Genomic DNA, 11,036 nt, shown 5'->3' on the forward strand with positions numbered 1-11,036 from the left:
CATGGGCTTTCGCCTGTCGAAGATTTACACCCGCACCGGCGACAAAGGCGAAACCGGCCTGGGCGATGGCCGCCGCGTGCCCAAGGACCACCCGCGGATCGAGGCGATTGGCGAGGTCGATACGCTGAACAGTCAGGTCGGTGTGCTGCTGGCCGGGTTGGAGGCGCAAAGCTCTGCCTATCCGGGTCTGAATGAAGTCATTGAGGTGCTGGCGCCTTGTCAGCACCGGTTGTTTGACCTGGGCGGTGAACTGGCGATGCCGGTGTATCAGGCGCTGAACACAGCAGAGATCGAACGGCTGGAAGCGGCGATTGATGTGTGGAATGAGGAGTTGGGGCCGCTGGAGAATTTCATCTTGCCGGGCGGCTCGGTGTTGATTGCCCAAGCGCACGTCTGCCGCAGCCTGGCGCGCAGTGCGGAGCGGCGGTGTCAGCATTTGAATGCAGTTGAGCCGTTGGCCGGGGTTGGCCTGGCGTATATCAATCGGTTGTCGGATTTGTTGTTTGTGGTGGCGCGGTTGATTGCCAAGCGCCAGGGGATTGCCGAGATTTTGTGGCAGGCAGCGGCGAAGCCTCAGGGTTAATTGATCGTTCCCACGCTCCGCGTGGGAATGCAGCAAGGGACGCTCCGCGTCCCAAAGCGGACGCAGAGCGTCCGGGGAGGCGTTCCCACGCGGAGCATGGGAACGATCAGGTGTTACGCCTCAGGCCAAAACGCCCGAATCCCCGCCACACCCTGCGCCCCTATTTCCCAAGCCTTCTGCCGATCCGCCGGGCCAACGCCGCCCAACAGGAACACCGGTTTGCTGAAGCCTTCGATCAAGGCCTTCGCCTGTTCCCAACCCAACGGCTGGCCATCCGGGTGCGTCTGGGTCACTTGCACCGGAGACAGGGTCACGAAGTCCACGTCCATCTGCTCGGCCAACGCCAGTTCTTCAGCGTTATGGCAGGACGCCGCCAACCAGCGCGATGCCGGTAGTGGTCGGCCCTTCTCCGCGTACTTGCGCAATTGTGCGGCGGTGATGTGCCAACCGGCGGACGGGAAGTCGCCCAGCCACTCGAACGGCCCCTTGATCATCAACTGCGCCTTGCCGGCACACAGCCCCGCCGCGTCCACCGCCAGATCGCGGTATTTGGGGTCGTAGCCGTTGGGTGCCCGCAGCACGATCAATTTGATACCACCGGCAATGGCTTTCTGGATACCGCGCAGCAAGGCCGGGGTTTCCAGGTCTTCGGGGGTAATCAGGTACTCTGCCGGCAGGCGCGCGGCCGCGACGATCGGCTGGTTGGCCGCCGGGAATTCATAGTTCAGCAGATCCCGGGGCGCGACCCACTCCAGCGGCTGGCCTTCGGCGCCGTGGGGCTCGCCGGTAAATGCCGAGACTTCCCAGACATCCAGAAACACTTGCTTGTCCGGGTAGTCGTGTTGAACCTTGATCAGCGGTCGCGCAGCGCCGACGACAATCCCCAACTCTTCCTGAAGTTCACGGGCCAGGGCGCTTTCGACGGATTCGTCGGCTTCGACCTTGCCACCGGGAAACTCCCACAAACCGCCCTGATGCTGGGTATCGGCACGGCGGGCGATGAGGATCTTGCCAGCGCTGTCACGGATCACAGCGGCGGCGACGTGTACTCGTTTCACTGCCCTACCTCCTCCAGACCGGCCTTCTGCCAAGCCTTGAAGGCTGGCCATTGGTAAATGGTTTCGACGTAGGCTTCGGCCACCGCCGGCAGCTTCACCCGATAGGTGCGCAGACGTACGGCAATCGGTGCGAAGTACGCATCCGCCAGGGTTGCAGCGCCAAACAGGAATGGACCGGTTTCGCTGGCGACAGCACGGCATTCAGCCCACAACGCCAGCATCCGCTCGATTTCCGCCTGAACGTCAGGTGGTGTCGCGGGCAGCGCTTCGTCGCGGCTCAGGTCGAACGACATGTTGCTGCGCAGGGCGAAGAAACCGCTGTGCATCTGCGCGCAAGCCGAACGAGCCTGGGCGCGGGCGGCGGTGTCTTTGGGCCAGAGGCCGGCGTCGGGGAACTGCTCGGCCAGGTATTCGGCAATCGCCAACGAGTCGGCGATGACCCCGTGTTCGGTTTTCAGCAGCGGGACTTTGCCGGTGGGCGAATGCTTGAGCAGGCGTTCACGGGTGTCCGGCTGGCCGAGTTTGATCAGCTCTTCGGTGTAAGGAGCGCCGGTCAGGTCGAGGGCCAGGGCACCGCGCAGGGACCAGGAGGAAAGCAGTTTGTCGCCGATGATCAGGTGGAGGCTCATGTTCGGGACCTTTTGGTGAGGGGGGTCAGACCAGAATCTCTGGCGTCTGATAGTCCGTCATCGCGAGCAAGCTCGCTCCCACATTGGATTTGCGGCGTTCACAAAACCTGTGGGAGCGAGCTTGCTCGCGATGGGGTCGACGCGGTCTTAAGTCCGGTATTCGGCGTTGATCTTGACGTACTCGTGGGACAAATCGGTGGTCCAGATGGTTTCGCTGCAATCGCCGCGACCCAGTTCGATGCGAATGGTAATTTCTTCCTGCTGCATCACCGCCGAGCCCTGGGCTTCGGTGTAGGTCTCAGCGCGCGCGCCACGGCTGGCGATGCACACTTCGCCGAGGAAAACGTCGATTTTGCTCACATCCAGATCCGGCACGCCGGCACGGCCGACGGCGGCCAGGATGCGGCCCCAGTTCGGGTCGGAGGCGAACAGCGCGGTCTTGATCAGTGGCGAGTGGGCCACGGTGTAACCGACGTCCAGGCATTCCTGATGATTACCGCCACCGTTGACTTCAACGGTCACGAACTTGGTCGCGCCTTCGCCGTCACGCACGATGGCCTGGGCCACGTCCATGCACACTTCGAACACCGCCTGCTTCAGCTTGGCGAACAACTCACCGCTGGCGGTAGTAATTTCCGGCAACGCAGCCTGACCGGTAGCGATCAGCATGCAGCAGTCGTTGGTCGAGGTGTCGCCGTCGATGGTGATGCGGTTGAACGACTTGTTGGCGCCGTCCAGCAGCAGGTTTTGCAGCACATCCCGGGCAACTTTGGCGTCGGTGGCGATGTAGCCGAGCATGGTCGCCATGTTCGGGCGGATCATGCCCGCGCCTTTGCTGATGCCGGTGACAGTGATGGTCACGCCGTCATGCTGGAACTGGCGACTGGCACCTTTAGGCAAGGTGTCGGTGGTCATGATGCCGGTAGCGGCAGCTTCCCAGTTATTCACCGACAGATCGTCGAGGGCGGCTTGCAACGCGCCTTCGATTTTCTCGACCGGCAGCGGCTCGCCGATTACACCGGTGGAGTACGGCAGCACCAGGCTGGCGTCGACGCCGGTCAGTTCAGCCAGTTTCGCGCAGGTGCGCTCGGCAGCCGCCAGGCCCGGTTCGCCGGTGCCGGCGTTGGCATTACCGGTGTTGGTCAGCAGGTAACGCACCGGGCCTTGCACGCGTTGCTTGGCCAGGATCACGGGAGCCGCGCAAAACGCGTTCAGGGTGAACACGCCCGCGACCGTGGAACCTTCGGCACAGCGCATGACCACGACATCCTTGCGCCCCGGGCGCTTGATGCCGGCCGAAGCGATACCGAGTTCAAAACCGGCAACCGGGTGCAACGTTGGCAAAGGACCAAGACCAACAGCCATGAATGCGCTCCTTAATAAATGATGTCTGCACCGCTTTCAGGAAGAACGGTGGTTTAAATGGCAAAACGCCGCGACGGCTGATGCCGGTCGCGGCGCGGGTATTTCAGCGATTGAGACGGGTTTTACTGGATCTGCCCGTGGCAATGCTTGAATTTCTTGCCCGAACCGCAGTAGCACAGTTCGTTACGGCCCAGCTTCTGTTCGTTGCGTACTGGCGCGGTGGCGAGGGCGACATCGACCTCTTCACCCAGCAGTTCCGGTTGCTCAAGACCCGGCGCTTCGTCGTGCTGGAACTGCATGCGGGCGGCCAGTGCCTCGGCTTCCTGACGCAGGCGCTGCTCTTCCGCTTCCGGATCTTCGCGGCGAACCTGAACGTGGGACAGCACACGGATCGAGTCGCGCTTGATCGAATCCAGCAGCTCGGAGAACAGCGTGTACGACTCGCGCTTGTACTCTTGCTTCGGGTTCTTCTGCGCATAACCACGCAAGTGGATGCCGTGACGCAGGTGATCCATGGTCGACAGGTGGTCTTTCCACAGGTCGTCGAGTACGCGCAGAACGATTTGCTTCTCGAAGCTACGCAGCGCTTCGGCGCTTGCTTGCTCTTCTTTCTCGTTGTACGCCGCCAGCAGCTCGGTCATGAGCTTCTCGCGCAGGGTTTCTTCGTACAGGTGATCGTCTTCGTCGAGCCATTTCTGGATCGGCAGGGCCACACCGAAGTCGCTCTGCAACGCCGCTTCCAGACCCGCCACGTCCCACTGTTCAGGCAGCGATTGCGGTGGAATGTGTGCGCTGACGGTAGCGTTGAGCACGTCCTGACGGAAGTCAGCGATGGTTTCGCCAATGTTGTCGGCGGCCAGCAACGTGTTACGCATGTGATAAATCACTTTACGCTGTTCGTTGTTGACGTCATCGAACTCGAGCAGTTGCTTGCGAATGTCGAAGTTGCGGCCTTCAACCTTGCGCTGAGCCTTTTCGATGGCGTTGGTCACCATGCGGTGCTCGATCGCTTCACCGGACTGCATGCCCAGGGCCTTCATGAAGTTCTTCACCCGGTCAGAGGCGAAGATGCGCATCAGGCTGTCTTCCAGCGACAGGTAGAAACGGCTGGAACCGGCGTCACCCTGACGACCGGCACGACCACGCAACTGGTTGTCGATACGGCGCGATTCGTGACGCTCGGAGGCAATAACCTGCAGACCACCGGACTCCAGCACTTGCTGGTGGCGTTTCTGCCAGTCAGCCTTGATCTGCGCGATTTGCTCAGGGGTCGGGTCTTCCAGGGATGCCACTTCCACTTCCCAGTTACCGCCCAACAGGATGTCGGTACCACGACCGGCCATGTTGGTGGCGATGGTCAGTGCGCCTGGGCGACCGGCCTGGGCAATGATCTCGGCTTCTTTTTCGTGGAACTTGGCGTTCAGAACCTTGTGTTCGATGCCTTCTTTCACGAGCAGGCTGGACATGTGTTCCGACGTTTCAATGGTCGCAGTACCCACCAGCACCGGACGGCCCTGGGTCATGCACTCCTTGATGTCGGCCACGATGGCCGCGTATTTCTCGTCCGCGGTGAGGAACACCAGGTCGTTGTAGTCTTTACGCGCCAGCGGTTTGTTCGGCGGGATAACCATCACCGACAGACCGTAGATCTGGTGGAATTCGAACGCTTCGGTATCTGCGGTACCGGTCATGCCGGACAACTTGTTGTACAGACGGAAGTAGTTCTGGAACGTGGTCGAGGCCAGGGTCTGGCTTTCGGCCTGGATGTTCAGGTTTTCCTTGGCTTCGATGGCCTGGTGCAGGCCTTCGGACAGACGACGGCCCGGCATGGTACGACCGGTGTGTTCGTCGACCAGGACAACCTGACCGTCCTGCACGATGTATTCGATGTTGCGATGGAACAGCTTGTGCGCACGCAGACCGGCATAAACGTGGGTCAGCAGGCCCAGGTTATGCGAGGAGTACAGGCTCTCGCCTTCAGCCAGCAGGCCGACGCGGGTCAGCATGTCTTCGATGAACTGGTGACCGGCTTCGTTGAGCTCGACCTGACGGGTCTTCTCGTCAACGGTGTAGTGGCCAGCCTTGGTGACTTCGCCTTCGACTTCTTCGACGTGCAGTTCCAGCTGCGGGATCAGTTTATTGATCTCGACATACATTTTGGAGCTGTCTTCGGCCTGACCGGAAATGATCAGCGGCGTACGGGCTTCGTCGATGAGGATGGAGTCGACTTCGTCGATCACGGCAAAATTGAGTTCGCGCTGGAATTTTTCTTCCATGCTGAACGCCATGTTGTCGCGCAGGTAGTCGAAACCGAATTCGTTGTTGGTGCCGTAGGTGATATCGGCAGCGTAAGCCAGGCGTTTCTCTTCCGGCGGCTGGAAGGGTGTCACCACGCCGACCGTCATGCCGAGGAATTCGTAGAGCGGACGCATCCAGTTGGCGTCACGACGAGCCAGGTAGTCGTTCACTGTTACAACGTGTACGCCTTTACCGGACAGCGCGTTCAGGTAAACACCCAGTGTTGCCACCAGGGTCTTGCCTTCACCGGTACGCATTTCCGCGATCATGCCTTCATGCAAGGTCATGCCGCCGATCAGCTGGACATCAAAGTGACGCATACCCATGACACGCTTGCCGGCTTCGCGTGCGACCGCAAAGGCTTCTGGCAGGAGCTTGTCGAGGGTTTCCCCTTTGGCGATGCGGGCCTTGAACTCGTCTGTCTTGGCACGCAATTGATCGTCCGAAAGGGCCACCATTTGCTCTTCGAAGGCATTGACGAGTTGCACCGTCTTGAGCATGCGTTTGACTTCACGCTCATTCTTGCTTCCAAAAAGTTTCTTTAACAAAGGCGCAAACATATCGGCAGGATCTTCCACACTAAAGGGATGGAGGGCGGCCCCGTGAGTCGCCCGTGCAGCCCTCATGGCCGCATGCGAACGAGCATTCTACCCGGAAACGATGGTGAGGAAAGTGGCGTTATTCCACGATGCATGCACTGCGCTGTTACGGGGCTCACTTAAAATAAGGGCTTTTTGCTGAACTTCAAGCCATTCACGGCAGAAGTTACTTGTTGATTTAATGGGTAAAGCGCTCGCAAAGCAATGGGTCAGGTGCATCGGGTGCTTTCTGCTACCATGGCCGCTCTGTTACTTCAGGTGTCTGATCATGGCATTTCGCCCTCTCACGGCCAGAGCACCCGCCGTTCTGCTTCGCGAAGCCAAACCGCTGAAAGCCATCTTTGGCCATGCTCAACGCCTGGGTCATTTACAACGTCTGGTGGAAAGCCAGTTGCAACCTGCTGCGCGGGAACACTGCCATGTGGCCTCGTGGCGCGAGGGCAGTTTGTTGCTGATTGTCACCGACGGTCACTGGGCGACACGCCTGCGTTATCAACAAAAGCGTCTGCAACGGCAATTGCAGTTGTTTGATGAGTTCGCCAGCCTGACCCGGATTCTGTTCAAGGTGCAACCACCGACCGTCCAACAGGGCGCGGCGGGGCATACCATCAGTTTGTCCAGCGATGCGGGCGCGACGATTCAGGCGACGGCTGATGGGATCAGTGATCCGAATCTGCGGGCGGCGCTGGAACGCCTGGCGGCGCACGCCAAACCCAAAGACTGAGCGAACCCTGTAGGAGCGAGGCTTGCCCGCGAAGAGGCCCTTGAGGGCGCCAAAAGCTTCGCGGGCAAGCCTCGCTCCTACATTGATTGTGCGCAGTCAGCGATTCAGCGGCGTTTGCTGCCGCCGAGTAGCGAGCCCATCAACCCGCGCACCAGTTGTCGGCCCAATTGATTTGCCGCCTGTCGCATTGCCGATTTCAGCGCCTGCCCCGCCGCCGTGCCAAGGAATTCCCCGGCCTTGTCGGTAAAGCTCGGCTCTTCAGGCGCCGGTTTACCCGGTGCCGCTTCAGCCTCAGGCGCCAGGCCTTTGCGCCCCATCAACACTTCATAGGCGGATTCACGATCAATCGGCTTGTCATAACGGCCCTTGAACGGCGACCCGGCGATCAGCACCGTGCGCTCGGTTTCGGTCAACGGCCCGATTCGCGACTGCGGCGGTGCGACCAACACCCGCTGGACCATCTCCGGCGTGCCCTTGTCCTGCAAGGTGCCGACCAATGCCTCGCCGATCCCCAGTTCAGTCAACACCGACAAGGCATCGAACGCCGGATTCGGCCGGAAGCCGTCGGCCACCGCGCGTAGCGACTTCTGCTCCTTGGCCGTGAACGCCCGCAAGCCATGCTGGACCCGCAGGCCAAGTTGGGCCAGCACGTCGTCCGGCAAGTCCCCTGGTGACTGGGTGACGAAATACACGCCCACGCCTTTGGAACGAATCAGGCGCACCACTTGCTCAAGACGCTCCTGCAACGCTTTGGGGGTGTCGGCGAACAACAAATGCGCTTCGTCGAAAAACAGCGCCAGCAGCGGTTTGTCCGCATCGCCGCGTTCCGGCAGTTGTTCGAACAGTTCCGCCAGCAGCCACAGCAGGAAGGTCGCGTAGACCTTCGGCGCTTCGTGCACCAGACGACTGGCATCGAGCAGATGAATACGCCCACGACCATCGGCCGCCGGTTGCAGGATGTCTTCGAGTTGCAGCGCCGGCTCGCCGAACAGCGCTTCGGCACCCTGCTGTTCAAGGGTCGCCAGCCGCCGCAACAGCGCCTGACTGGAACCAGTGGTCATCAATGCCGCATCGTCGCCGAGCAATTGCGGGTTGTCCCGCAGGTGATTGAGCAGCGCTTTCAAGTCCTTCAGGTCCAGCAGCAACAAGCCTTCGCGGTCCGCGACCTTGAACGCGGCGTACAACGCCGATTGCTGGCTGTCGCTCAATTCCAGCAGGGCGCCGATCAGCAGCGGGCCCATTTCGCTCAAGGTGGTGCGCAATGGATGACCGGTCTCACCGTGAATGTCCCACAAGGTCACCGGATAGGCCTGGGGCTTGTAGTTCAGCCATGGCATTCCGGCGATCCGCTCGGCAACCTTGCCTTGCGGGTTGCCGGCGGCGCCCAGGCCACACAGGTCACCCTTGATGTCAGCAGCGAACACCGCCACGCCAGCATCGCTGAAGGCTTCGGCCAGGCGCTGCAAAGTGACGGTCTTGCCGGTGCCCGTGGCGCCCGCGACCAGACCGTGACGGTTCGCCAGGCGCATGGCCTGGGCGATCGGCTGCCCCGCAAGGTCGGCGCCGATAACGAGTTGCGATGAGTCAGGCATTTTGTCACCCATGGTTAATCTTTGATCCTTCACGGCCGATAAAAAGAAGTGAGAGACCAGACTGAAAAGAGCGTCGGTAATTCCCTAAGGAGAGACGGAATATCAGCTTAATTTCAACACTGCCCATTTTGCGCGTCTTTATAAAAGCACGCCCTGGACATATAAGACCTTAGCGGACACCCCAAGCCATGAATAAAAATCTGCGCTTCAGCCATAAAATCCTGCTTGCCGCCGCCCTCATCGTTATTGCCGCCTTCGCCTCATTCACGCTGTACAACGACTATTTGCAACGCAACGCAATTCGCCGTGATCTGGACAACTATCTGCAAGAAATGGGCAACGTCACGGCCAAAAACATTCAAACCTGGCTGGCCGGTCGCAGCCTGCTGATCGAAAACCTGTCGCAAACCGTTGCCCTGAACACAGAGGCCGGCAACGTCGGCACCCTGCTCGAACAAAAGTCTGTGAGCTCGACTTTTATGGGGGCTTTCCTGGGCAACAAGGACGGCTCGTTCATTATCCGCCCGAACAGCAAGATGCCTGACGGCTACGATCCTCGCGTTCGCCCGTGGTACAAGGCTGCGCAAAGCGCCAGCGGCTCGGCCCTGACGGCCCCCTACATCGATTTGGCCTCGGGCCAACTGGTGATTTCCATCGTCAACCGGGTCATCAAGGACGGTCAGGACATGGGTGTGGTCGGTGGCGATTTGAGCTTGCAGGTGATCGCCGACAGCCTCAACGAACTGGACTTCGACGGCATGGGCTATGCCTTCCTGGTCAGCGCCGACGGCAAGATCCTCGCCCACCCGGATAAAGCGCTGGTGATGAAAACGCTCAAGGATGTCTACCCTCAAGACACCCCGCCAATCAGCAGTCAGTTGAGCGAAATCGACGTTGACGGCAAAACCCGCATCGTCACCTTCACGCCGATCAAGGGCCTGTCCTCGGTCAACTGGTACGTAGGGCTCTCCGTGGACAAGGGCAAAGCCTTCTCCATGCTCAGCGAGTTCCGCACTTCGGCCATCATCGCAACCATCATTGCCGTGGCCATCATCATCGCCCTGCTCGGTATGTTGATCCGCATCCTGATCCAGCCGTTGCACGTCATGACTCGCGCCATGGAAGACATCGCCGACGGTGAAGGCGACCTGACCAAACGCCTGACCATCCAGAACCAGGACGAATTCGGCATCCTCGGCACCGCGTTCAACCGCTTTGTGGAGCGAATTCATACCTCGATCCGCGAAGTGTCCTCGGCCACTGGCCAGGTCAACGAAGTGGCCCTGCGGGTGGTCGCGGCTTCGAACTCGTCGATGTTCAACTCCGACCAGCAAGCCTCGCGCACCAACAGCGTGGCCGCCGCGATCAACCAACTCGGCGCCGCCGCCCAGGAAATCGCCCGCAACGCCGCGCAAGCGTCGAACCAGGCCAGCGATGCCCGCAGCCTGGCGGAAGACGGCCAGCAAGTGGTGGACCGCAGCATCAAGGCGATGAATCAGCTGTCGAGCATGCTCAGCGCGTCGAGTACCAACATCGAGTCGCTGAACAGCAAAACCGTGAACATCGGGCAAATTCTGGAAGTGATCACCAGCATCTCCCAGCAAACCAACCTGCTGGCGCTCAACGCCGCGATTGAAGCAGCACGTGCCGGTGAAGCCGGGCGCGGGTTTGCGGTGGTCGCCGACGAAGTGCGCAACCTGGCGCACCGCACCCAGGAATCGGCGCAACAGGTGCAGACCATGATCGAGGAGCTGCAAGTCGGCGCCCGGGAATCCGTCAGCACCATGAGCGAAAGCCAGCGCCACAGCCAGGACAGCGTGGAAATCGCCAACCTGGCCGGCGAACGCCTGAACAGCGTGACCCTACGCATTGGCGAGATCGATGGGATGAACCAGTCGGTGGCTACCGCGACGGAGGAACAGACGGCGGTGGTGGAGTCGATCAACGTCGACATTACCGAGATCAACACGCTGAACCAGGAAGGTGTCGAGAACCTGCAATCGACGTTGCGCGCGTGCTCGGACCTGGAGCAGCAGGCGGCGCGGTTGAAGCAGTTGGTGGGCAGTTTCCGTATCTGAGGCATCCTTTAGGGCCTCTTCGCGGGCAAGCCTCGCTCCTACAAGGGTTACGCAATCCCCTGTAGGAGCGAGGCTGTTGTGGCTCAATGTTTTTGGACCATGATGTAGGA

8 protein-coding genes and 1 pseudogene are annotated in these 11,036 nt (G+C 60.4%); 4 read left to right on the plus strand and 5 right to left on the minus strand.

Annotated elements, in window-relative coordinates; genetic code table 11:
• The first annotated feature begins 1 nt into the window (after position 1).
• A complete protein-coding gene (locus BK667_RS15620; RefSeq protein ID WP_123598150.1) occupies positions 2-583 on the plus strand; it encodes a cob(I)yrinic acid a,c-diamide adenosyltransferase in 582 nt (193 codons plus the stop codon).
• A gap of 113 nt (positions 584-696) precedes the next feature.
• Here the strand turns inward: BK667_RS15620 and BK667_RS15625 are convergent, their stop codons facing one another.
• The 4 genes from BK667_RS15625 to secA all read right to left on the minus strand — a co-directional run bounded on the left by BK667_RS15625 (position 697) and on the right by secA (position 6,493).
• Positions 697-1,641 carry a Nudix family hydrolase gene (locus tag BK667_RS15625; protein WP_123598151.1) on the minus strand — a complete coding sequence of 315 codons (945 nt, stop codon included), beginning with the start codon at positions 1,639-1,641 and terminating at the stop codon, positions 697-699.
• Positions 1,638-2,270, minus strand: coding sequence for a glutathione S-transferase family protein (locus BK667_RS15630; RefSeq protein ID WP_123598152.1), 633 nt, complete (start codon positions 2,268-2,270; stop codon positions 1,638-1,640). Before BK667_RS15630 ends, BK667_RS15625 begins: the two co-directional genes overlap by 4 nt.
• A gap of 147 nt (positions 2,271-2,417) precedes the next feature.
• Complete coding sequence (gene argJ, locus BK667_RS15635) at positions 2,418-3,635, minus strand: bifunctional glutamate N-acetyltransferase/amino-acid acetyltransferase ArgJ (protein ID WP_123598153.1); 1,218 nt, start codon at positions 3,633-3,635, stop codon at positions 2,418-2,420.
• Between the two features lie 122 nt (positions 3,636-3,757).
• Positions 3,758-6,493 carry a preprotein translocase subunit SecA gene (gene secA / locus BK667_RS15640; RefSeq protein WP_123508545.1) on the minus strand — a complete coding sequence of 912 codons (2,736 nt, stop codon included), beginning with the start codon at positions 6,491-6,493 and terminating at the stop codon, positions 3,758-3,760.
• A gap of 307 nt (positions 6,494-6,800) precedes the next feature.
• Here secA and BK667_RS15645 point away from each other — a divergent pair, with 307 nt between their 5' ends.
• Complete coding sequence (locus BK667_RS15645) at positions 6,801-7,256, plus strand: DUF721 domain-containing protein (protein ID WP_092278773.1); 456 nt, start codon at positions 6,801-6,803, stop codon at positions 7,254-7,256.
• A 104-nt stretch (positions 7,257-7,360) separates the two neighbouring features.
• Here BK667_RS15645 and BK667_RS15650 read toward each other — a convergent pair whose 3' ends face one another.
• A complete protein-coding gene (locus BK667_RS15650; RefSeq protein WP_123598156.1) occupies positions 7,361-8,848 on the minus strand; it encodes a helicase HerA-like domain-containing protein in 1,488 nt (495 codons plus the stop codon).
• A gap of 188 nt (positions 8,849-9,036) precedes the next feature.
• On the opposite strand from BK667_RS15650, the pseudogene BK667_RS33980 reads away from it, so the two are divergent.
• Both BK667_RS33980 and BK667_RS33985 read left to right on the plus strand, forming a co-directional pair.
• A pseudogene (locus BK667_RS33980) lies at positions 9,037-10,068 on the plus strand (HAMP domain-containing protein); the annotation flags it as partial.
• A 93-nt stretch (positions 10,069-10,161) separates the two neighbouring features.
• Positions 10,162-10,926 carry a methyl-accepting chemotaxis protein gene (locus BK667_RS33985; protein WP_375538741.1) on the plus strand — a complete coding sequence of 255 codons (765 nt, stop codon included), beginning with the start codon at positions 10,162-10,164 and terminating at the stop codon, positions 10,924-10,926.
• Positions 10,927-11,036 lie beyond the last annotated feature (110 nt).

This window comes from Pseudomonas frederiksbergensis, assembly GCF_003732705.1.
Lineage (GTDB): Bacteria > Pseudomonadota > Gammaproteobacteria > Pseudomonadales > Pseudomonadaceae > Aquipseudomonas > Aquipseudomonas frederiksbergensis_F.